Here is a 22,235-nt window from a genome sequence, read left to right on the forward strand (position 1 = left end):
GCGTGTCTCAGATCTCAATAGGTTTGCCACTGCCGCGCACCAAACGCGCCTTGGCATTGCGCATGTGTTGCACAAAGTCATGGCTGGCGAGGTAAGCGAATTCGCGCTTGCGTGCTGCGCCAATCGCATCATCCGCTTGGGCCGACACTGCGGGGTGACACATGATGAGGGCGGCTGGATGGGCCAGCGAACAGGGGGGTAAATCGGCTAACCAATTTTGCATGTGGCGCGCGTAATCGTCGAGACCACCATCAAACCCATAGGTACCGAGCAAAGGGCTGACCGTGGGCCACGCGTGCTGCTGCGCCCAATGGTGCAAGGCCTGAGCACCCATGACAGAAATGATGCGGGCTTTGAGGCCAGGCTGGGCCACCTGCGAGATACGCAACCAAGGACGCGGCTGGTGCGCGCCATAGCGGCGCATCAGTACCTCGCTCAAGGCATCACGCAACACGGGGAACTGCTGGATGTGTTGATGGCCGTCGATGTGGTCTGGCGCAGCTTGCCAATGGACTTCAAAGGCGTCGAGTTGCCGTTCAATTTCCGCTTCTATGTTTTTTTGCGCATAGAGGCGCAGCGCCGCACGCAGCATCACACGCGTCAACCCACTGCCATGGCCTGCAGCCACCGCAAAGGGGCTGGTCCAGTCCAAATGCAAGCCCACATCCAAACGCTGGCGTACCTCGCGCAAAGCGGGTGCATCTTCAGCCCAACGCGCAGACAGGCTCATCACACTGGTGGCACTCAAGCGGCCCAGCATGGTCAAAGCCACGATGCCTTGCGAGACGGGGGCGTTCAACGCATAGTCGTCGGCGCAGAGCACCACATCTTGCATGAGGTGCTGCGTCATGCGCCCGCACTCCAATACGTGCTTTGACCGTAGTGGTCTTTGAGAAAGTCAATCCATAAGCGCAAACGCAGAGGCAAATTTTTGCGCTGCGAGAACACCGCGTAAATGCCATTGGGTGGCACCGCAAAGGCCTCCAGCACAGGCACCAATTGGCCGCTGCTGATCTTAGACGCCACCTCCCACGTGCTGCGCCACGCAATGCTGTGGCCCGCCAAACACCAGTCGTGCAGGACTTGCCCATCCGAGCAGTCCATCGGTCCACTCGGGTGTAGGTGGTGAAACTGGGGGGGCAGGGGCGCCACATGGCGACGACCAAACCCAGCCGGCGTGGTGATGCGCAAATGCCCGCTCGCTTTCAAACCACCCGCACGCACGCTCGCCTCAGCGTTGGCCACATCGGCCAGCAAGCGTTGACAGTCTTCGAGGAATACCGTGCCTTCGTGTGTGAGCGTGATGCGTTGTGTGGTGCGCACCAAGAGCTTGACGCCCAAGTGAGCTTCTAAGCTGTCCAAGCGACGTCCCACGATGGCGGGTGCCACGCCCTCGGCTTTGGCGGCAGCGGTCAAGCTGCCCTTCAATGCCACTGACACGAAAGACTCAAAGGCTTTGAGTTTGTCCATACGGCAATTATCCATCCCCTCTGCCAATCGCCTTGCCAGATGGGTGACCCCTAAAATCCAACACTATGACCACCCCTTCCCCCACACGCTCGAACCATCGCCTCACACGCGCCATTGCACACTTGGAGCACCTCGCCCCCGCATGGTTTGCGTTGGTCATGGGGTGGTGCGGCTTGTCACTGGCATGGCTGCGTGCTGCCGATGTATTGGGTGAAACCGCTCTTGGCTTAGGCCTGGTGGCCGCCTTGTTTGCGTTGTTTGTTTTCGTGCTGTTGTGCATCTGTTGCGTTGTCCGTTTAATGGTACACCCCGACGCCGTAGCAGCTGACATGCGTCATCCTGTGCGTCACGCATTCATGGCCACACTGCCTTTATCCATCATGCTGTTGGCGGGCATTGGCGTGTCTTTGTTTTGGAACACCTCGCGCACGCTCGACACCTTGCTGACATTCGCTTGGGTATTGGGTTCGGTGTTAGAGATTGCGGCCACCGTTTGGGTGCTTGCACGCTGGCTCAACACCGCTGACGCCGGAGGCTTGCAATGGGCCACATTCACGCCTGTGTTTTTCATTCCCGTCATCGGCAATGTGTTGGCCCCTATGGCTGGCGTGACCGTGGGCTTAGAGGCTTGGGCAACGGCACAGTTTGGCGTGGGTTTGCTGCTGTGGCCCGTGCTGCAAACGATGCTGCTGGTTCGCATGGTGCAAGCAGGGCCTCTGCCTGCACGCATGAGCCCCACGATCTTTATCACCGTCGTGGCCCCCTCCATCGTCGGTCTGTGCTTTTTGCAATTGGATGCGCCACTAAGTTTGGCTTGGGGCTCCTGGGGCATTGGTCTGTTTTGTTTGGCCCTGTCACTCACGCAAATTCACACCATCTTTGAACAAGCCTTTGGCTTGCCACATTGGGGCATGAGCTTTCCCATGGCAGCGTTCACCACGCTCACGCTGCGCATGTCGCAAGCCCACGGCGGCGCTTGGCTGCAACTGCCAGCGACCTTGCTTTTAGCTGTCACCTCGCTGTTGATTCTGGGCTTGACCTTGGGCACTTGGCGCGGTTTGCGTCACGGTCAATTGCTAGTGCCTGAGAAATAAAAACCAACACCCCACAGATTACCTACTTATTTGTCACGACAGTCCAAAAGCTGGCGATGCAATTGACCCCATGCAATCCAATAAGATTCGTCCTGATTTTTCCTTTTCGATTTATCCAGAGAGACTGCACCATGAGCCAAGACACCACCAAACGCACACACGTACGCAACCTGCAAGTTGCCACCAACTTGTACAAATTCATCGAGACCAAAGTATTGCCCGACACCGGCGTGAGCGGCGATCAATTTTGGAAAGGCTTTGACGCCATCGTGCAAGACTTGGCACCCAAGAACATCGCCTTGCTGGCCGAACGTGACCGCCTGCAAACCGAGATGGATGCATGGCACAGCGCCAACCCAGGCCCCATCAAAAACATGTCGGCTTATCGCAAGTTTTTGGGGGGAATTGGCTACCTCGTGCCGCAACCCGACAAGGTCAACGCGACCACCACACGCGTCGATGCGGAACTCGCGGTACAAGCTGGCCCACAGTTGGTGGTGCCCGTGCTCAACGCACGTTACGCATTGAACGCAGCCAACGCACGCTGGGGCTCTTTGTACGACGCTTTGTATGGCACAGACGCCATCGCAGAAAAAGGTGGCTGCGAAAAAGCGGGCGCTTACAACCCCAAGCGTGGTGCCAAGGTCATTGCCTATGCACGCCACGTGCTCGACCGCACCGTGCCTTTGAAGAGCGGCTCGCACATCGACTCCACAGGCTACGCCGTGGTGAACGGTGAATTGGTCGTCACCCTCAAAGGTGGCAAGACCACCAAGCTGGCCAAGGCTGCACAGTTTGTGGGCTTCCAAGGCAAGATGTCTGACCCTTCATCTGTGCTGTTCATCCACAACGGTTTGCACCTCGATTTGCGCATCGACCGCAACACGCCCATTGGCGCCACCGACCCCGCTGGCGTGAGCGACCTGATTGTTGAAGCGGCCTTGTCTACCATCCTCGACTTGGAAGACTCCGTGGCCGTGGTGGACGCGGACGACAAAGTGCTGGCCTACAGCAACTGGTTGGGCATCGTCAAAGGCACGCTGACTGAGACCGTGGAAAAAGGTGGCAAGACCTTCACACGTGGTTTGAATGCCGACCGCGAATACAAAGGCAAAAACGGCCAGCCCGTCAAATTGCATGGCCGCTCGTTGCTGTTCCTTCGCAACGTGGGCCACTTGATGACCAACCCTGCCATTCTTTACAAAGGCAAAGATGGTCAGATGCATGAAATTCCAGAAGGCATCATGGACGCGGTCACCACCACCACCATCGCCTTGCACGACTTGCAAGGCCACGGCAAAAAAGGCATTCGCAACTCACGCACAGGTTCGGTCTACATCGTCAAGCCCAAAATGCACGGCCCTGCCGAGGTGGCGTTCGCTTGTGAACTGTTTGGCCGCGTGGAGAAGGTCTTGGGTCTCGCTGACAGCACCGTCAAGCTGGGCATCATGGACGAAGAGCGTCGCACCAGCGTGAACTTGAAAGCCTGTATCGCCGCCGCGGCCAGCCGTGTGGCGTTCATCAACACTGGCTTCTTGGACCGCACCGGCGACGAAATGCACACCGCCATGCAAGCGGGCCCCATGTTGCGCAAAGGCGAGATGAAGACCAGCGCATGGATTCAAGCCTACGAAAAGAACAACGTCTTGGCAGGCTTGTCTTGTGGCTTGCGCGGCAAGGCGCAAATCGGCAAAGGCATGTGGGCCATGCCAGACTTGATGGCCGAGATGCTGAAGCAAAAAATTGGTCACCCCAAAGCAGGGGCCAACACCGCGTGGGTGCCCAGCCCCACCGCCGCTGTGCTGCACGCCATGCATTACCACCAAGTCAAAGTGGCAGACGTGCAAAAAGAGTTGGAGAAGGTCGATTACAACAAGGTGCGTGACAGCCTCTTGAACGATTTGCTACAAGTGCCCGTGGTGGCTACACCTAACTGGAAGCCCGCCGAGAAGCAGCAAGAGTTGGACAACAACGTGCAAGGCATCCTGGGCTACGTGGTGCGCTGGATTGACCAAGGCGTGGGCTGCTCGAAAGTGCCAGACATCCACAACGTCGGCCTGATGGAAGACCGTGCCACCTTGCGCATTTCCAGCCAACACATCGCCAACTGGCTGCACCACGGGGTGGTCACACCTGCGGACGTGAAAGCCACGTTCAAGCGCATGGCCTCGGTGGTGGACAAACAAAATGCAGGCGACAAGGCTTACCAAAAAATGGCGGGCCGCTTTGCCAAAGCACCGGCTTACCAAGCCGCCCTCGACTTGGTGTTCAAAGGCAAGGAGCAGCCTAGCGGCTACACCGAGCCCTTGCTGCACGCATGGCGTTTGAAAGTGAAAGCGGGGCAGGTTTAATCACTCGCCTTCTTGAACGCATCCACAGCAGCGGCTCCTTCGGGGTCCGTTGTTGTGTGCGTTGTGGCCGTCGCTGCCATCGTCGTCGTTCGTCGCTGTCGTCCGTGCGGTCACACTATGATTCATGCCACTGCATATTTTTGAGAACACACCCATGACACACCCTTTAATTACCGCCACTCTCCGTTTTGCCTTGCGCACTGTGGGCGGCTTGCTGTTGGCCGCGTTCCTGTTGATCGGTGGCTATTTGCTGTTCTCGTACCACTTCACCTACTCCAAGGGCGAGAGCGTGGGCTTTGTGCAAAAACTGTCTTACAAAGGCTGGATTTGCAAAACGTGGGAAGGTGAGCAAGTGCGTGCGTTGGCGGTGATGCCCACCATCCCCGAAAAGTTTGCATTCACCGTGCGTGATGCAGCCGTGGCGGAGCAAATCAACGCCAGCATTGGTCAGAAAGTGGTGCTGCAATACGAGCAACACCAAGGGCTACCCACCTGCTTTGGCGAGACGGCATACTTCATCACCAAAGTCGCACCAGCGCCTGGCGAGTAAGGTGAGTTGAGTTTGCATCGAGCAACCCCCTCTTGCGTGGATGCTTGCGCCTGCCCCTTGTGCGGCCAGCCAAACCAGTGCGCCATGGAGGTCGCCAAAATCACAGGCCACCCCGCTGCGACGTGCTGGTGTGTGCAAGCCTTTTTCTTGCCCGAACTTTTGGCACAAGTGCCTGCTGCCGCACAGCGCCAAGCCTGTATTTGCCAAGCCTGCGTCACGTGCAACAACGCCCACGAGTGAGGGAGGGCCAGCGCCAGTGGCGGAGCTGATTCGCAACTACCCGATCAAAAGTCGCAACGTCATTTCCCATATTCGCAAAGCCACGCAAGGGGCGGTAGCGCTGGAGAACTGCCATCCTTTTGTGCGTGAGCTGTGGGGACGTTATTGGGTGTTTGCTGCGACCTCCAGCACGTCGATGAACATCGCGGACACATCGAAGCTGGTTTGGTCAAAGATTTCTTGAAAGCACGTCGGGCTGGTCACGTTCACTTCGGTGAGGTAGTCACCAATGACATCCAAGCCGACCAACAGCAAGCCGCGCTGCGCGAGGATGGGGCCGAGTGCCTTGGCAATTTCTTGGTCGCGTGCAGAGATGGCTTGCGCCACGCCTTTGCCGCCTGCGGCCAAGTTGCCACGCACTTCGCCGCCTTGCGGGATACGCGCCAAGCAATAAGGCACGACCTTGCCACCGATGACGAGCACGCGCTTGTCGCCTTTGTCGATGGCGGGGATAAACTTTTGCACCATCACGGTTTGTGCGCCGTCACGGTTGAGTGTTTCGATGATGGCGCCGAGGTTCAGGCCATTGTCTTTGACGCGGAAGATGCCCATGCCGCCCATACCATCGAGAGGTTTCAAAATGATGTCGCGGTGTTGGGCGTGAAAGGCGCGAATGGCATCTGCACTGCGCGTTACCAACGTGGGGCTGATGAACTGTGAAAATTCGAGAATCGCTAACTTCTCGGGGTGGTCGCGCAAGGCGCGTGGTTTGTTGAACACCTTGGCCCCTTCGCGCTCGGCTTGTTCCAGCAAATGCGTGGCATAGAAGTACTCGCTGTCAAAGGGCGGGTCTTTGCGCATGACGATGGCATCTGCGCTTTTGAGTGCATAGTGCTCGTCCACGCTTTGCACTTCAAGCCAATGCTCAGCGTCACCCGTTAATCGCACCTGTTGCACACGTGCGGACACTTGCTGACCGCTTTGCCACACGATGTCTTGCGGCTCACAAGCCAACACCTGGTGGCCACGGCGCTGGGCCTCACGCATCATCGCAAAGGTGGTGTCCTTGTAAATTTTGAAGGACGACAACGGGTCTGCGACGAAGAGGATGTGCATGTTTTAGATTTCGATTTTGCTGCCCAACTCTACGACAGAGTTGCTGGGCAAGTTCAAGAAGTCGGCCGCCGAGCTGGCATTGAGGTGCATTTGCGCGAACAATTTTTCACGCCATTGCGACATGCCGCCGCCCACCGTGGGCACGATACTGTCACGCGACAAGAAGTAGCTGGTGGTCATGGGGCTAACTTCACAGCCCATGCCGTTGAGATGACTCAAAGCGCCTGGCACATCAGGATCATCTTTGAAGCCATAGTGAATCACCACCTGCCAACATTCATTGCCAATCGCTGTAATTTCAAGGCGCTCTTTCTCTTCAATCCACGGCACTTCATGGTTTTGCACGTTCACGAACAGGTTTTGCTTGTGCAGCACTTTGTTGTGCTTGAGGTTATGCAGCATGGCGTTAGGCACAGCACCTTTGCCAGATGTCAAAAAGACCGCCGTCCCGTCCACGCGCGTGGGAGGCGACACGAAAACGGCCTCTAAGAAGCTCGTCAGATCCAAGGCATCTTCTTTGCGCTTCTCATAAAGAATACCGCGGCCATCACGCCATGTGAGCATGAGCATCATGATGACGGAAGCAATCAGCAATGGGAACCAACCACCTTCGAACAGCTTCAACAAATTCGAGGCCCAGAACACAAAGTCGATGGCAAAGAAAAAGCTCGTGGCCGCCAAACACCACCAAAACGGGTATTTCCAACCGTAGTGAATCACAAAGAAAGTCAGCACGGTGGTGATGAGCATGTCGGTGCACACGGCAATGCCATAGGCGGCCGCTAAGTTACTCGATGTTTTAAACATCATCACCGCCAACACGATGACGGCAAACAAGCCCCAGTTCACAAAAGGAATGTAGATCTGGCCCGTGTCTTTGACACTGGTGTGCAGCACCTGCAAGCGCGGCAAAAAGCCCAGTTGTACCACTTGCTTGGTCACACTGAACGCACCCGAAATCAGTGCCTGCGAGGCAATGACTGTCGCCGCCGTAGCCAAACCGACCAAGGGCACGAGCAACCAATCGGGGGCCATGTTGAAGAAGGGGTTGGTCACGGCCTCAGGTTCGTTGAGCAGCAACGCACCTTGGCCAAAGTAGTTCAAGGTCAAGGAGGGCATGACGATGAAGAACCATGCAATACGAATGGGCTTCTTACCAAAGTGCCCCATGTCCGCATACAAAGCCTCGCCACCGGTCACGCACAACACTACCGCGCCCAAAATCAAGAAGGTCACTTCAGGCTCGGTAAAGATGAAGCGCAACGCATGGTGCGGGCTGATGGCCCACAAAATTTCTGGATGAGAGGCGATGTGGCCGACGCCCAAGGCAGAAATCACAGCAAACCACACCACAGTGATCGGACCAAAGAACTTGCCAATACCGCTGGTGCCACGCTTTTGCACAGCAAAGAGGCCAAACAAAATAACAATGGTGAGTGGGATCACATACTTCTTGAAAGCAGGCGAAACCACCTCCAAGCCCTCCACCGCCGACAACACCGAAATGGCGGGGGTAATCACCCCATCGCCATAAAACAAGCAAGTACCAAAGATACCGACGATCAACATGCGGTGACGCAACACGGGCCGGTCTTTCACCGCCACGGACGCCAAAGCCAGCATGGCGACCAAGCCACCTTCACCGTGGTTATCGGCACGCAACACCAAGGCCACATACTTGATGGACACAATGACGGTCAACGTCCAAAAGAAGATAGACAAAATGCCGTAGATGTTGTCTGGCGTGAACTGCACATGGCCGGAACCAAACACTTCCTTCATCGCATACAACACACTGGTGCCGATATCGCCGTAAACCACACCAATCGCGCCAAGTGTGAGCGCCGCAAGCGACGACTTTCCGTGCTGTTCCATCAAAGGCCTCAGTCGTAGTTTTCAGCTTCAGGGTCGGTGGCTTCGAGTTCATAACTCGCAGCCAACATGGCCAAGCGGCCAATGACGCCATACATGTAAAAGCGGTTCGGTGTACTCGCTCCAGGCTTCATACCAGGCTGCGGCGTGTGCGCACTTTGCTCAAAGGCCAAGGGCACGAAGCTGGCACCGGGTGCGTTCAAGTTTTCATCCACACCACGGTCCGCATGGACGCGGTAGAAACCGCCCACCACATAACGGTCCATCATGTAAACCACGGGCTCGGCCACCGCATCGTTCAACCGCTCGTGCGTGAGCACGCCTTCTTGGATGATGACTTGGTTGACTTCTTGGCCGTCTTTGACCACGCTCATTTTGTTACGTGTCTTGCGGTTGACCACATCGAGGTCTTTGACATCGCGCACCGTCATGATGCCCATGCCATAGGTACCGTTGTCGGCCTTGACGATGACGAAGGGTTTTTCGTTGATGCCGTACTCTTTGTATTTGCGCTTGATCTTGGTGAGCAAAGCATCCACATTGGTCTTCAAGCACTCCATGCCTGTGCCTTCGGCGAAGTTCACTTCACCGCACTGGTTGAACATGGGGTTGATCAACCAAGGGTCGATGCCCAACAGCTTACCAAAACGCTTGGCCACTTCTTCGTAGCATTCGAAGTGTTTGCTCTTGCGGCGCACGCTCCAACCCGCATGCAACGGTGGCAACAAATGTTGCTCGTGCAAATCTTCCAAGATGCCGGGAATGCCCGCGCTCAAATCGTTGTTGAGCAAGATGGTGCAAGGGTCAAAATCCTTCAGCCCTAAGCGATGCTTACCGCGAATCACCGGCTCCAAAGTCACGCTGTCGCCGCTGGGTAAATCAATGGTGGTGTTCTCTTTGATCTCGGGGTTGATCGAGCCCACACGCACATTCAAACCAGCCATGTGGAAGATGCGCTGCAGCTGCGCCACGTTCGACAAGTAAAAGGTGTTGCGTGTGTGGTTCTCGGGAATCAACAACAGGTTGCGCGCTTCGGGGCAAATCTTCTCAATCGCGGCCATGGCAGCTTGCACAGCAAGCGGCAGCATCTCGGGCGTGAGGTTGTTCCAGCCGCCAGGGTAGAGGTTGGTGTCGACCGGTGCGAGCTTGAAGCCGGCGTTGCGAATATCGACCGAGGTGTAGAACGGGGGCGTGTGCTCCATCCACTCCAAACGAAACCAACGCTCAATGGCGGGCATGGAATCGAGGATGCGCTGCTCGAGCTCGTTGATGGGGTCGTTGAGGGCCGTGATGAGGTGTGGAACCATGATGTCTCTAAAAGTAGAAGATCATTTTAGGACGTATGGCTGCCTCATTCTTTAGAGAGGCAACCCTCTCAAAAGAGTGGTTTAAACGCGAATTTCGCCTTGGCCCAACACGACATATTTCAACGAGGTAAGGCCCTCAATCCCAACAGGCCCACGCGCATGGAACTTGTCCGTCGAAATACCTATTTCGGCACCCAACCCGTATTCAAAACCATCCGCAAAGCGGGTGCTTGCATTGACCATCACACTCGACGAGTCCACCTCGCGCAAAAAGCGCTGGGCATGCATGTGGTCGCGAGTCAGGATGGATTCGGTGTGGTGGCTGGAATAGTGGTTGATGTGGGCAATGGCAGCATCCAAGCCGTCCACCACGTTGATGCTGATGATGGGGCCGAGGTATTCCTCAAACCAATCTTGCTCAGTGGCGTCTTTCAGATTCGCGCCTTTGACGTTGGCGAGCATGGCTTTGGCCTCTGGGCAGCAGCGCATCTCCACACCCTTGGCCGCGTAGATCGCACCAATCTTTGGCAAAAATTCTGCGGCCACACCGCGCGCAACCAACAAACTTTCGCTGGCATTGCAAGGGCTGTACTTTTGAGTCTTGGCGTTGTCAGCCACGGTCACGGCCATGGCGATGTCGCAAGGGTCGTCCACATAGGTGTGGCAATTGCCGTCTAAGTGTTTGATGACGGGCACTTTGGCATCGCGGCTGATGCGCTCGATCAAGCCCTTGCCGCCGCGCGGGATGATGACATCAACAAACTCAGGCATGGCGATGAGGTGGCCCACGGCCTCGCGGTCGGTGGTTTGCACCAGCTGCACAGCATCGATGGGCAAGCCGCTTTCGCTCAAAGCCTGCTGTACCAACTTGGCCAAGGCTTTGTTGGAATCAATCGCTTCAGAGCCGCCGCGCAAGATGCAGGCATTGCCGCTTTTGATGGACAGTGACGCGGCCTCAATCGTCACGTTGGGGCGGCTTTCAAAAATCATGCCGAACACACCCAAGGGCACGCGCATTTGGCCCACGCGGATGCCGCTGGGCTGCTGCTTCATGCCTATGATTTCGCCAATCACATCGGGCATCGCGGCGAGTTGCTCGCAGCCTTGAGCGCAGGTTTCCAACACTTGGGGCGTGAGCTTCAAGCGGTCCACCATGGGGGCATCCAAGCCAGCGGCAATGGTACGCTCGATGTCTTTGGCGTTGTCAAGTTGCAGCGCGTCGATGTTGGCGCGCAGCAAAGCCGCCAGCTTGCGCAAAGCGGTGCTCTTGACCGCCGCAGAGGCTTTGGCCATTTGGGCAGATGCGGTTTTGGCTTGTGCCCCGAGAGCGTGCATGTGTTGGGCAACGTTCAGCGTCGTCATGGTGTGATTTTCCTTTAAGCGTTACGCGGCATACAAGCACGACACAAGCGCATGGCCAAACGGTGCAAGGCCTGCCAGTTGTCCGCAGGCCAATCCGGCGTTTTCAGGCCTTTGACAATGCCGTCGACTTGATGGGCCGACTGCAATAATTTTTCAAGCATGCCCACACTCAAGCGTGGCAGCACACGTTCAAACAAACGCTCACGCGGCCCCCAAATGCGCTGCTCGCGCAAGGCCATCGGCAAAGCCTTGCCCGCAGCCACGGCATCTTTGACACGCTTCAAAGCACGAATCTCTTCGGCCAATGTGTAGTGCACCAGCACCTCGGCTTCGCCCTCGGCCTTCAAGCCATCGAGCATGCGTTGCACGCGCAGGGGCTGGCCACTGAGCACGGCCTCCGACAACTTGAACACGTCGTAGCGCGCCACGTTCAGGACCGCCCGTTCAACTTGCTCAAAGCTCAATTCACCCGCGGGGTAAAGCAGGCCAAGTTTTTGAATTTCTTGATGCGCCGCCAACAAGTTGCCCTCCACGCGGTCAGCAAAAAACTGCAAGGTGTGCTGTCCCGCTTCGCCCGTGACCACGCGTTGCTGCTGGGTGCCCAAGCGCTGTGCAATCCACGTAGGCAAGGTGTGGCGTTCAATCGGGTCGATCTGCACGCTGATGCCGTTGTTTTCCAAGGCGCTGAACCACGCGGAGCTTTTGGTGGCTTTGTCGAGACGCGGTAGCAACACCACCGTGAGTGTGCTGTCGTTGTCAATCGCCAAGTCTGCGATGTGCTGCAAGGCGGTACTGCCTTCCTTGCCGGGCTTGCCTGAGGGAATGCGAATTTCAACCAGCTGCTTATCGGCAAACAAGCTCATGGAGCCGCCTGCGGCCAAGACCTCGCCCCAATCAAAGTGCGCGCCCGCCACGGTGTACACATGGCGCTCGGTGTAGCCCTGCGTGCGTGCGACGGCACGCAACGCGTCAAGCGCCTCTTGCTGCAACAGCGGCTCATCGCCATGAAAGGTGTAGAGGCTGCGTAAACCCTTGCTCGCCTGCGCTTGCAAGTGATTGGCAAATTGAGCGCTGGCGACTTGCATATTTAAAGTTGACGAATCGCAGCCAAACGGCGTTGCAGCTGCAACACCAAGTCGTTTTCCATGTCTTTGTAGAGCAAGGCCTCTTCCGACTCTTTGGACAAAGCGCCCGTTTCGTTGAAGTTGATGTCACGCGTGAGCAAGACTTCTGTATCAGGAATCAACTCAATGCCATTGCACGAACGAACGCGGAAACGATAGCGCAAACGCAATTGAAATTCGCGAATAGCGCCAGTGGAGGTACGCCCCACCACCACCTTCTCGCGTAATTCAAACAGCTGGTCAAAAATAACCTCTGCGCGCTCAATTTGACGTGCATCCGTGATGACCTCGACTTGCCCGGACGACTCCAAGCTGCGTTTGAGCTTGATGCCAAAAGGCAAGACGATAGGGATGCTGCTGAACAAGGTGCTGAACGCGTAGTTCGGTGGCTTGCGCAATTCAAAACCACACCCCGCCAATCCTGTAACGAGTGCGGTAGATACCAACAAGGATCGGCGCGTGGTGTTCATAGCGTCTTTCAAACGACGATGTTGACCAAACGGCCGGGCACCACGATGACCTTCTTCGGTGCAGCGCCATTGGCTTGCTTGATGAAGGCTTCGGTGGCCAAGGCCGCTTGTTCGATTTGTTCTTTGCTAGCCGTGGCGCTGACGGTGACGGAGCCGCGCAACTTGCCGTTGATTTGCAGCATCAACTCCAACTCATCGCGTTGCAATGCGAACTCATCCACTTCAGGCCACGTCGTATCGAGCAAATCGCCAGACTTGGCAGCGTAGCCCAGCTCAGCCCACAAGTTGGCCGTGATGTGCGGGCAAGCTGGGTAGAGCATGCGCAGCAAAACAGACACGCCTTCACACAACACCGCGTTGTCGCCGTCGCTGCCGTCGGCCTTGAAGTCGTCCAAGGCATTGAGCAACTTCATACAGCCCGACACCACGGTGTTGTATTGCATGCGGTCGTAGTCGTAGCTCACTTGCTTCAACACCACGTGCATTTCGCGGCGCAAATCAGCGGCTTCTTTGCGTGGTTTGGCGGCGCTCAAATTGCCAGCAGTGGCGGTCTTGAGGGTGGTCTCATGCTTGTGCGCAAAGTTCCACACGCGACGCAAGAAACGGTAGCTGCCTTCCACCGCTGCGTCGTTCCATTCCAGTGTGGCTTCGGGTGGCGCGGTGAACATGGTGTATAGGCGTGCGGTGTCGGCGCCGTAGCGTTCGATCAAGTCTTGCGGATCGACGCCATTGTTCTTGGACTTGGACATGGTGCCCACGCCTTCGTAGTCGATGGCAGTGCCCACAGGCAATTTGCCGTCGCTGCTGTCCGCTGCGTTTTTGAGCTTGGCGCCCACCACTTTGCCTGCATCGTCGAGTACATGCTCGACATCGTGTGGCCAGAAATAATCTTTACCCCCTTTGGCCGTGCGGCGTGAGTAGATGTGGTTGAGCACCATGCCTTGCGTGAGCAGCTTGGTGAAAGGTTCATCCACTTTGACCAAGCCCATGTCGCGCATGACCTTGGTCCAGAAACGTGCGTAGAGCAAATGCAAAATCGCATGCTCGATGCCACCGATGTATTGATCCATCGGTGCCCAGTACTGCGCGCCCTCGGCCACCATCGCCTCAGTGTTAATTGGGTCGCAATAGCGCATGAAATACCAAGACGAATCCACAAACGTGTCCATGGTGTCGGTCTCGCGGCGGGCGGGCTTGCCGCACACAGGGCACACAACACGCTTGTCGCTGCCTGGACTTGCCGCGTGGAAGCCTTCGTGCTTGACCAACGGGTTGCCCGAGCCATCAGGGATGCAGTCTTGCGGCAGCACCACGGGCAGGTCTTTTTCAGGCACAGGCACAGCGCCGTGTTCGTCGCAATGGATGATGGGGATGGGTGTGCCCCAGTAGCGCTGGCGGCTGATGCCCCAGTCGCGCAAACGCCACGTGGTTTTCTTCTCGCCCAGGCCTTTGGCGGCGAGCAGTTCGGCCACTTTATTGACGGCGGTTTTTTGGGTCAGACCATCGAGTTCGCCTGAGTTGACACACACACCCGCTTTGGTGGCATACCACTCTTGCCAAGCTGTGGCCTCGAACGCCGAAGAGGCGGCATCGGCAGGTGCGCTGGGTGACGATTTTGAGCTGGCGTATGAGGAGCCCAGCGTGCCTGTCGAGGCCGCCGCTGCACCGTCAACGCCAGTAGCCGTAACAAGTGCCGCCACCTGACGGATAAGCAAGTCGTATTTCAAAGCAAATGCAAAGTCGCGCTCGTCGTGCGCGGGCACGCCCATGACCGCGCCATCGCCATAGGACATGAGCACGTAGTTGCCCACCCACACCTCGACCTTTGCACCGGTCAACGGATGCGTGACGAACAAGCCCGTGGGCATGCCCTTTTTCTCTTGCGTGGCCAACTCAGCTTCGGTGGTGCCACCGCTCTTGCATTCTTCGAGGAAGGCGGCCAAAGCGGGGTTACTCGCCGCAGCGTGCAGGGCCAGCGGATGCTCAGGCGCCACCGCGCAGAAGGTGACACCCATGATGGTGTCGGCGCGTGTGGTGAACACATACATCTTGCCCAACTCACCTTCAGGTGAGTTTCCCGCTGCCCCGATCAGTGCGCCGTCAGCACCCCGAATGTCGTGCGTGAACGCAAAGCGCACACCTTCGCTCTTGCCAATCCAGTTTTCCTGCATCAGGCGTACTTTGTCGGGCCAGCCGCTCAAAGTGGCTTTGTCGTTGCCCATCTGCACGTGGTCGAGCAGCTCTTGTGCATAGCGGGTGATGTCGAGGTAGTAGCCAGGGATTTCACGCTTCTCTACAGGTGCGCCGGTGCGCCAGCCTTTGCCGTCAATCACCTGCTCATTGGCCAACACGGTTTGGTCGACTGGGTCCCAGTTCACCACTTGGGTCTTGCGGTAGGCGATGCCTTTTTCGAGCATCTTCAAGAACAGCCATTGGTTCCACTTGTAGTAGCTCGCATCGCAGGTGGCCACTTCGCGTGACCAGTCAATGGCCAAACCCATCGCCTGCATTTGCTTCTTCATGTAGGCGATGTTGTCGTAAGTCCACTTGGCGGGTGGCACACCGTTTTTGAGCGCGGCGTTTTCGGCGGGCAACCCAAACGCGTCCCAGCCCATGGGCATCAAGACGTTGTAACCCTTCATGCGCAGGTTGCGCGTGAGCATGTCGTTGATGGTGTAGTTGCGCACATGGCCCATGTGCAGCTTGCCGCTGGGGTAAGGCAGCATGGAGCAGGCGTAAAACTTTTTCTTCGACGCGTCTTCGGTCACGCGGTAGGCGTCGGCTTGGGTCCAAGCGACCTGAACGGCGCGTTCGACCTCGGTGTGGTTGTATTTGTCTTGCATGGAGTCAGTCTGAGAACCCCGTCTTGAGCGGGGAGCGGCACCTTAGAAAGCCAAGGCGCATCAAGCCTAGATTTTAGGCTGGGTTAGGGGCAGATCAGGGCTGGGTCGAGGGCTGTTTGCGCTCGGTCACAAAGCCAATGCGGTTCATGCCTGCCTGGTGGGCCAAGCCCATGACTTCAACCACGCGACCATACGGCACACGCTCATCAGCACGCAGTTGCACTTCGGGTAATTCGCCGTGGTCTGTGGCCAGTGCCTTGGCCGCTTGGGCATTCAGGCTGTGTTTGAGCTCGTCCACGGTGACAACTTTGTCGTCTAAATAAACCTTACCTGTGGCGTCGATGCTGAGTTTGACAAAGCGCGACGGTGCGCTGCTGGCTTGTGCGCCTTCGGTTTTAGGCAAGTCGAGCTTCAAAGCGCTGACCATCAAGGGGGCGGTGATGATGAAGATGACCAGCAAGACCATCATCACATCGACCAAGGGCGTGACGTTGATGTCGCTCATGGGCGTTTGGCCCGGCGTACGCTCAAAACGTCCAAACGCCATCAGAGTTCTCGCAAGTCGTGGGCAAAGCCTTCTAGCTCTTGCTCCAAACGGTGGATGATGCGGCCCATGACGTTGAAGGCCAAGACAGCAGGCAAGGCGACGGCCAAGCCCGCGGCGGTCATGACCAAGGCCTCACCCACAGGGCCCGCCACACGCTCAATCGTGAGTTGACCTGCGGTCGCAATGCCCGTGAGTGCGTGATAAATACCCCACACCGTGCCGAGCAAACCCACAAAAGGCGCCGTGGAGCCGACCGTCGCCAACAACACTTGGCCCGATTGCAAACGGTGCAGTACCCCATGCAAAGCATCGCGCAACACGCGGGTGCGCTGGGCCGACATCTCGCCTTGCGCGCCCAGTGTGCCCGGCATAAGGTGTTGGCTGGCTTGCGCCAATGGCAATAACACGGCTGTACGTTCAACCGAAACCAAGGCCTGAATCCCTCGTTGCACATCACGTGCTTGCCAAAAGGTAGCTTTGCCTTGCGCCACATCGGCACTCACGCGGTGCAACAACCAAGTTTTGTAAAAAATCACGGTCCAGCTCGCCACGGACATGGCGAGCAAACCAAAGACCAAGGTCGCGCTGAGTGCGTCCCCTTGCAGCGCGGCAGCGAAGAAGTCCATGGGAATTAACGCAGATTCAAAACATCAAACATGTCGAACAAGCCCTTGTTCTTGCCGCCCAAAAAACTGGCGGCACGCAAGCTGCCTTGCGCATAGGTGGCGCGACTGGAAGACTTGTGGGTGATTTCGATACGCTCGCCAATGCCCGCAAACAGCACGGTGTGGTCGCCCACGATGTCGCCACCACGGATGGTGGAAAAACCGATGGTTGATGGGTCACGCTCGCCGGTGTGGCCGTAGCGCTCGTACACAGCGCAGTCTTTGAGGTCGCGGCCGATGGCGTCGGCAATCACCTCGCCCATCTTCAAGGCGGTACCTGAAGGCGCATCCACCTTGTGGCGGTGGTGGGCTTCGATGATTTCAATGTCGTAACCCGTGGGCATGGCTTGGGCCGCCATTTGCAAGAGCTTCAAGGTCACGTTCACGCCCACGCTCATGTTAGGGGCCATGACGATGGCGATGTCTTTGGCGGCCTCGGCGATTTCGGCTTTCTGTTCGTCGGTAAACCCCGTGGTGCCGATGACCAACTTCACGCCCAACTCGCGGCAAATTTTCAAATGCGCCAAGGTGCCCTCTGGACGGGTGAAGTCAATCAGGACTTGACTGTTTTTGAGTCCTTGGCGCACATCGGCTTCAATGCTTACGCCGCTGGCTTGACCCAAAAACCCAGTGGCATCGTTGCCGATGCCAGGACTAGAAGGGACATCAAGAGCCCCCGCGAGTTGACACGTAGGGTCGTTACGCACAACCTCTATCAGCATGTGGCCCATGCGACCACTCGCACCCGCGATGGCGATTTTCAAAGTATCAGAGGATAAAGCCATGGTGTGTCGGCGCTTTCAAAAATCAACGAGCCGCATTTTCCAGCGGCGGATAAGAGACAGGTGTGGATGGTGCCGCGGGTTCTACGGCGGTCGAGACATGCTTGACAGGGAACTTGGCCAAGTCAGCCTCCGTGGCTTTGAGCTCTGGCAGCTTGGCGGGAGGACGACGGCTGTCGAGCTTGGCGGCAAACTCTGTCTCGGTGGGCAAAGGGTCGCCCTCAATGCGGTCTAGCAGATCACCTTTGAAAAACACACTGAAGCGACGTTGCTGTGGCTCGGTGCCTTGGCGACGAATGGTGAAGGCATAGTCCCAACGATCAGCATGGAACACACTGGTCACCAAGGAGGTGCCCAACACATCACGCACGGCCTGACGCGGCATGCCTGGGCGCAGGGCTTGCACTTGCTCACGCGAGACAAAGTTGCCTTGCACAACCTCTGGCTTGTAAATCAGACTTGTCGAACAAGCCGTGAGCCCAACGCTGGCAACCACGCCAATCCACGCGACGAGGCGATGCGGTTGACGCAAAAAATGAAAGGCATTTCGACAGGACTCAAACATGGTGTGAAAGGCCGAATAAGGCGGTAGGGCTATGATTCATTCATTGTAGCGGCGGGTCTATTTCCACTGCTGAGCGAAAGACAAAGTGGCACATCCAGACGACCTCAAAAGCATTGGCCTCAAGGCCACCGCACCTCGCCTGAAAATTTTGGAAATTTTCCAACAAGGCATGCAACGGCACATGACGGCCGAAGATGTGTATCGGCATTTGTTGCTGCAAAACATGGCCATTGGCATCGCCACCGTCTACCGTGTGTTGATGCAGTTTGAACAAGCCGACATTTTGAAACGCAGCCATTTCGAAAGTGAACGTGCGGTGTACGAGCTCAACGAAGGTGAGCACCACGACCATTTGGTATGTCTAGACTGCGGTCGCGTAGAAGAGTTTCACGACGAAGAGATCGAAGCGCTGCAAATAAAAGTAGCCAAGCGCCACGGTTTTGAAATTGCAGACCATGCATTGAGTCTGTATGCCCATTGCCGCAAAAAGAATTGCGCGCATCGACCCACGGGCAAATAAGGTTTAGCTTTGTGACATGGCACGTTGGTGACGTGCGATGAACTCTTGGTAAGTGTCCACGCCGCGCAATTGCAAAATAGAGTTGCGCACCGCCGCCTCCACCAACACCGCAATGTTGCGGCCCGCCACCACCTGTATCACCACCTTGCGCACGGGCACACCCAACACGTCTTGCGTGAGAGGCTCATGGGGCAAGCGCTCGTAATCACGCTCCAAGGTTTCCTTGCGCACCAAGTGAACGATGAGCTTTAAGCGCATCTTGCGGCGCACCGCCGTCTCGCCAAAGATGGCGCGAATGTCGAGCAAGCCAATGCCGCGCACTTCCAACAAGTTTTGCAGCAACTCTGGACAGCGACCTTCAATCGTTGTTTGGTTGATACGGTACAGATCAACCGCATCATCGGCCACCAAACCATTGCCACGCGAAATCAGCTCAAGCCCCAACTCGCTTTTGCCCAACCCTGACTCGCCCGTGATCATCACGCCCAAGCCCAAAATATCCATAAACACTCCGTGCATGGTGGTGCGATCTGCAAAGTGCTTGGACAAATAAGCACGCAACAAGTCAATGACAAACGCCGCAGACTCATGGGTGGCAAACAACGGGATTTGCGCACGCTCACACATAGACACCAGCGCCTCGGAGGGCTGCTGTCCATCGGCCAAGACCAACATGGGCGGCTCTAGCGTGACGATGCGTGCAATGCGACGAGCGCTGTCTTCGGGTGAGGTTTTGCTGACGTAATTGACCTCACGCTCACCCAGCACTTGCACACGGTAAGGATGGATGTAGTTGAGGTAGCCCACCAAGTCAGCACCTGAGCGTGCGCTTCGCACAGCCACTTCGTCAAAGTGCCGCTCTGAAGCGCCTAGGCCAGCGATCCATTCCCAACGCAGTCGGCCACGAAAGGCTTCAAACAGCACGTCAGCGCTGATGACGGAAGGCCTCACGGTTGCACCGCGTTCCAGGTAGAGATGATGCGGTGAAGCTCCGCTGCATCATCACATGTTTTGATTTTTTCGCGCAAACCGGTATCGCTCAAAAGCTCGGCGATTTCAGACAAAATCTCAAGGTGCTTTTGCGTGGAAGCCTCAGGCACCAACAAGAAAATGAGCAAGCTGACCGGCTGCTCATCGGGCGCATCAAAGCCAATGGCCTTGTCCAATTGAAACACTGCCGCCATCGGCGACTTCAAGCCTTTGATGCGACCATGTGGAATCGCCACGCCATGCCCCAAACCGGTAGAGCCCAAACGCTCACGGGCAAATAAGCTCTCGGCCACCAAGGCGCGGCTGAGGCCATGCTGACTTTCAAACAGCAACCCCGCCTCTTCAAAGGCGCGCTTTTTACTAGTGACCTCAACATGCACAAGGACTTGTGCTGGAGGAAGGATGGAAGCTAAGCGATTCATGATTGAGCGCAGATTATGCACCTACAAAATAACAAGGCCTACAACAAGAAAACCGCCGATACACGGCGGTTTTGAGAAGCTTCTAAAGGCCCTTACATCAGGCGCTTGGGGCTCTCATGGTGATGGCTTTGCAGGCGGTCTTTGTGTCGGACCACTTGACGGTCCAGCTTATCTACCAGTTCGTCCACGGCGGCGTACATGTCCTCATGGGCACTTTCGGCAAACATATCGCTGCCTTTGACGTGGATGTTGCACTCGGCTTTTTGACGACGTTCTTTCTCCGTTTGGTTCTCAATGCTGAGCAATACTTTCACGTCCACCACCTGATCGAAATGCCTGGTAATTCGATCGAGCTTGCCTATCACATACATGCGCAGCGCTGGGGTTGCTTCAAGATGGTGACCACTGATCGTCAAGTTCATAAAAAACCTCCGTTGGTGAGTTAGCAGTTTCACTATGCGCCCAGCCTTTGAAAAAGGCAATGGGCTAAAACCAAAAACTCGGCAAAAACAGCCTACTGAAAACCCTAGACCGCACCGAGGGAATGCCATAATCTACCCCACCTCAACAGCGGAGCTATCTCCTTGGAAACCTACCCTAGTCGGTAGCTTTCGAATCGCATCGGGCCCTTCATGCGCCGCGCGAATTCGAAAGCTGTACTTTTCACCCTTCGAATTTCTGTGCCCCACGCGCAAGGACTGCCATGCTCAACATCTTCACGCTGGCCAACGGTCGACTCTTTCAAGAAGAGATCGAATCGCTGGAAGAACTCTCCAAATTTCAACCGATCTGGGTTGACCTTGAAGCGCCGACGCTAGAGGAAAAACGATGGATCAAGCAGTACTACGGCCTCTCCATTCCTGAAGACGCGATGGACGAGGACATTGAGGAATCCGCCCGCTTCTACGAAGAAGACAACGGCGAGTTACACATCCGCAGTGACTTCTTGATCGCCCACGAAGACGAGCCGCGCACGGTGCGGGTGGCCTTCATCTTGAACCAAAACAACACCGCCTTGCGCAGCCGCGGCGTGCTGTTCTCCATTCACGATGAAGACGTGCCCGTGTTCCGGTTGCTGCGCATGCGTGCGCGCCGCGCACCAGGCCTGATTGAGGATGACAAGGATGTGCTGCTCAAGCTCTTTGACGCCGACGCCGAATACTCCGCCGACACCTTGGAAGGCATTTACGACCAACTTGAAAAAGCAGGCAAGTTGGTGCTGTCTGAAGACGTGACCGACGAATTGGCAGGGGAAGTGCTGGGTGCCATCGCACGCCAAGAAGACTTGAACGGTCGCATTCGCCGCAACGTGATGGACACACGCCGCGCGGTGAGCTTCATGATGCGCTCACGCATGCTCAATGCCGACCAGTTTGAAGAGGCGCGCCAAATCTTGCGTGACATCGAATCGTTGGACAACCACACGGCCTTCTTGTTCGACAAAATCAACTTCTTGATGGATGCCACAGTAGGTTTCATCAACATCAACCAGAACAAGATCATCAAGATCTTCTCGGTGGCCAGCGTGGCTTTGCTGCCGCCCACTTTGATCGCCAGCATTTATGGCATGAACTTCCAGTTCATGCCAGAGCTGGACAAAATTTGGGGCTACCCGTTCGCCTTAGCCCTGATGGTGGCCAGTGCCTTGGTGCCCATGTGGTACTTCCGCAAGCGCGGTTGGTTGAAGTAATTAAGCAGGCAACTGCGCCAGCAAGCGGTCTGAGATGGTTCGCACAAGCAGCCAGGCACCCCATAGTCATGGCACGCATGAGGCGGCGAGGTCTAGGGCTGCATCACGGGGCAGTGACGCCACCAAATCAAGCAGTGCGAGCGGCGCAGCGGCAGCCAGTGCGTCTCTTAAACTGGGATTTGCTGGAAAGCGCGTCATGCCGTCAAGGGTACTTCGCAACGCGCAAACAAAGGCGAAGCGTCCGTGTCGTGCTGAATGAACTCGCAGGCCACCACC

The 22,235-nt window shown here is 56.6% G+C and carries 23 protein-coding genes and 1 pseudogene; 7 read left to right on the forward strand and 17 right to left on the reverse strand.

The features are described 5' to 3' along the window. Nucleotides 1-7 precede the first annotated feature (7 nt). Both RMS03_RS01530 and RMS03_RS01535 read right to left on the reverse strand, forming a co-directional pair. Entirely contained in the window at nucleotides 8-850 is an 843-nt protein-coding gene (locus RMS03_RS01530; protein WP_310625357.1) for a ChbG/HpnK family deacetylase, read from the reverse strand. Next, the gene (locus tag RMS03_RS01535; protein ID WP_310625358.1) at nucleotides 847-1,470 is read right to left on the reverse strand and encodes a LysR family transcriptional regulator; all 624 of its coding nucleotides are present in this window, start codon (nucleotides 1,468-1,470) and stop codon (nucleotides 847-849) included. Before RMS03_RS01535 ends, RMS03_RS01530 begins: the two co-directional genes overlap by 4 nt. Nucleotides 1,471-1,535: 65 nt before the next feature. Here RMS03_RS01535 and RMS03_RS01540 point away from each other — a divergent pair, with 65 nt between their 5' ends. The 5 genes and pseudogenes from RMS03_RS01540 to RMS03_RS01560 form a co-directional block, all read left to right on the forward strand. After that, nucleotides 1,536-2,564, forward strand: coding sequence for an SLAC1 anion channel family protein (locus tag RMS03_RS01540; protein ID WP_310625359.1), 1,029 nt, complete (start codon nucleotides 1,536-1,538; stop codon nucleotides 2,562-2,564). A 131-nt stretch (nucleotides 2,565-2,695) separates the two neighbouring features. Beyond that, complete coding sequence (locus tag RMS03_RS01545) at nucleotides 2,696-4,915, forward strand: malate synthase G (RefSeq protein WP_310625360.1); 2,220 nt, start codon at nucleotides 2,696-2,698, stop codon at nucleotides 4,913-4,915. 154 nt (nucleotides 4,916-5,069) lie between these two features. Continuing rightward, nucleotides 5,070-5,465, forward strand: coding sequence for a hypothetical protein (locus RMS03_RS01550; RefSeq protein WP_310625361.1), 396 nt, complete (start codon nucleotides 5,070-5,072; stop codon nucleotides 5,463-5,465). A gap of 36 nt (nucleotides 5,466-5,501) precedes the next feature. After that, on the forward strand, nucleotides 5,502-5,705 hold the full coding sequence (locus RMS03_RS01555) for a cysteine-rich CWC family protein (protein WP_310625399.1): 204 nt from the start codon (nucleotides 5,502-5,504) through the stop codon (nucleotides 5,703-5,705). Between the two features lie 10 nt (nucleotides 5,706-5,715). Further along, nucleotides 5,716-5,862 (forward strand): annotated as a pseudogene (locus RMS03_RS01560) (class II glutamine amidotransferase); the annotation flags it as partial. Here the strand turns inward: RMS03_RS01560 and gshB are convergent. The 11 genes from gshB to RMS03_RS01615 all read right to left on the reverse strand — a co-directional run bounded on the left by gshB (nucleotide 5,847) and on the right by RMS03_RS01615 (nucleotide 18,337). Next, entirely contained in the window at nucleotides 5,847-6,800 is a 954-nt protein-coding gene (gene gshB / locus RMS03_RS01565; protein ID WP_310625362.1) for a glutathione synthase, read from the reverse strand. The pseudogene RMS03_RS01560 and the gene gshB overlap by 16 nt on opposite strands. Before the next feature lie 3 nt (nucleotides 6,801-6,803). Further along, nucleotides 6,804-8,675 (reverse strand): potassium transporter Kup, encoded by a 1,872-nt coding sequence (locus RMS03_RS01570; protein ID WP_310625363.1) that lies wholly within the window; start codon nucleotides 8,673-8,675, stop codon nucleotides 6,804-6,806. 8 nt (nucleotides 8,676-8,683) lie between these two features. Beyond that, nucleotides 8,684-9,979 carry a glutamate--cysteine ligase gene (gene gshA, locus RMS03_RS01575; protein ID WP_310625364.1) on the reverse strand — a complete coding sequence of 432 codons (1,296 nt, stop codon included), beginning with the start codon at nucleotides 9,977-9,979 and terminating at the stop codon, nucleotides 8,684-8,686. Between the two features lie 81 nt (nucleotides 9,980-10,060). Further along, a complete protein-coding gene (locus RMS03_RS01580) occupies nucleotides 10,061-11,341 on the reverse strand; it encodes a glutamate-5-semialdehyde dehydrogenase (protein ID WP_310625365.1) in 1,281 nt (426 codons plus the stop codon). A gap of 14 nt (nucleotides 11,342-11,355) precedes the next feature. Next, entirely contained in the window at nucleotides 11,356-12,426 is a 1,071-nt protein-coding gene (gene holA, locus RMS03_RS01585; protein WP_310625366.1) for a DNA polymerase III subunit delta, read from the reverse strand. Nucleotides 12,427-12,428: 2 nt separating this feature from the next. After that, nucleotides 12,429-12,935 carry an LPS assembly lipoprotein LptE gene (lptE, locus tag RMS03_RS01590; protein ID WP_310625367.1) on the reverse strand — a complete coding sequence of 169 codons (507 nt, stop codon included), beginning with the start codon at nucleotides 12,933-12,935 and terminating at the stop codon, nucleotides 12,429-12,431. A gap of 8 nt (nucleotides 12,936-12,943) precedes the next feature. Next, on the reverse strand, nucleotides 12,944-15,778 hold the full coding sequence (leuS, locus tag RMS03_RS01595) for a leucine--tRNA ligase (RefSeq protein ID WP_310625368.1): 2,835 nt from the start codon (nucleotides 15,776-15,778) through the stop codon (nucleotides 12,944-12,946). A gap of 94 nt (nucleotides 15,779-15,872) precedes the next feature. Continuing rightward, a complete protein-coding gene (locus RMS03_RS01600; protein ID WP_310625369.1) occupies nucleotides 15,873-16,325 on the reverse strand; it encodes a biopolymer transporter ExbD in 453 nt (150 codons plus the stop codon). Further along, nucleotides 16,325-16,951 (reverse strand): MotA/TolQ/ExbB proton channel family protein, encoded by a 627-nt coding sequence (locus RMS03_RS01605; protein ID WP_310625370.1) that lies wholly within the window; start codon nucleotides 16,949-16,951, stop codon nucleotides 16,325-16,327. The genes RMS03_RS01600 and RMS03_RS01605 overlap by 1 nt, the downstream gene beginning before the upstream one ends. Nucleotides 16,952-16,956: 5 nt before the next feature. Continuing rightward, on the reverse strand, nucleotides 16,957-17,775 hold the full coding sequence (gene dapB / locus RMS03_RS01610; protein ID WP_310625371.1) for a 4-hydroxy-tetrahydrodipicolinate reductase: 819 nt from the start codon (nucleotides 17,773-17,775) through the stop codon (nucleotides 16,957-16,959). Nucleotides 17,776-17,797: 22 nt separating this feature from the next. After that, nucleotides 17,798-18,337 carry an outer membrane protein assembly factor BamE gene (locus RMS03_RS01615; RefSeq protein ID WP_310625372.1) on the reverse strand — a complete coding sequence of 180 codons (540 nt, stop codon included), beginning with the start codon at nucleotides 18,335-18,337 and terminating at the stop codon, nucleotides 17,798-17,800. A gap of 85 nt (nucleotides 18,338-18,422) precedes the next feature. Here RMS03_RS01615 and fur point away from each other — a divergent pair, with 85 nt between their 5' ends. Further along, complete coding sequence (gene fur / locus RMS03_RS01620; RefSeq protein WP_310625373.1) at nucleotides 18,423-18,857, forward strand: ferric iron uptake transcriptional regulator; 435 nt, start codon at nucleotides 18,423-18,425, stop codon at nucleotides 18,855-18,857. Between the two features lie 3 nt (nucleotides 18,858-18,860). Here fur and hprK read toward each other — a convergent pair whose 3' ends face one another. The 3 genes from hprK to hpf form a co-directional block, all read right to left on the reverse strand. After that, nucleotides 18,861-19,808, reverse strand: coding sequence for an HPr(Ser) kinase/phosphatase (hprK, locus tag RMS03_RS01625; RefSeq protein ID WP_310625374.1), 948 nt, complete (start codon nucleotides 19,806-19,808; stop codon nucleotides 18,861-18,863). Next, complete coding sequence (locus tag RMS03_RS01630; RefSeq protein ID WP_310625375.1) at nucleotides 19,805-20,269, reverse strand: PTS sugar transporter subunit IIA; 465 nt, start codon at nucleotides 20,267-20,269, stop codon at nucleotides 19,805-19,807. The genes hprK and RMS03_RS01630 overlap by 4 nt, the downstream gene beginning before the upstream one ends. Before the next feature lie 92 nt (nucleotides 20,270-20,361). Next, nucleotides 20,362-20,691, reverse strand: a complete 330-nt coding sequence (gene hpf, locus RMS03_RS01635; RefSeq protein WP_310625376.1) for a ribosome hibernation-promoting factor, HPF/YfiA family — start codon at nucleotides 20,689-20,691, stop codon at nucleotides 20,362-20,364. Nucleotides 20,692-20,972: 281 nt separating this feature from the next. On the opposite strand from hpf, the gene corA reads away from it, so the two are divergent. Next, complete coding sequence (corA, locus tag RMS03_RS01640) at nucleotides 20,973-21,959, forward strand: magnesium/cobalt transporter CorA (protein ID WP_310625377.1); 987 nt, start codon at nucleotides 20,973-20,975, stop codon at nucleotides 21,957-21,959. A 66-nt stretch (nucleotides 21,960-22,025) separates the two neighbouring features. On the opposite strand, the gene RMS03_RS01645 is transcribed toward corA, so the two are convergent. Continuing rightward, complete coding sequence (locus RMS03_RS01645) at nucleotides 22,026-22,157, reverse strand: hypothetical protein (RefSeq protein WP_310625378.1); 132 nt, start codon at nucleotides 22,155-22,157, stop codon at nucleotides 22,026-22,028. Nucleotides 22,158-22,235 lie beyond the last annotated feature (78 nt).

The organism is Limnohabitans sp. (assembly GCF_031538885.1).
GTDB lineage: Bacteria > Pseudomonadota > Gammaproteobacteria > Burkholderiales > Burkholderiaceae_C > Limnohabitans.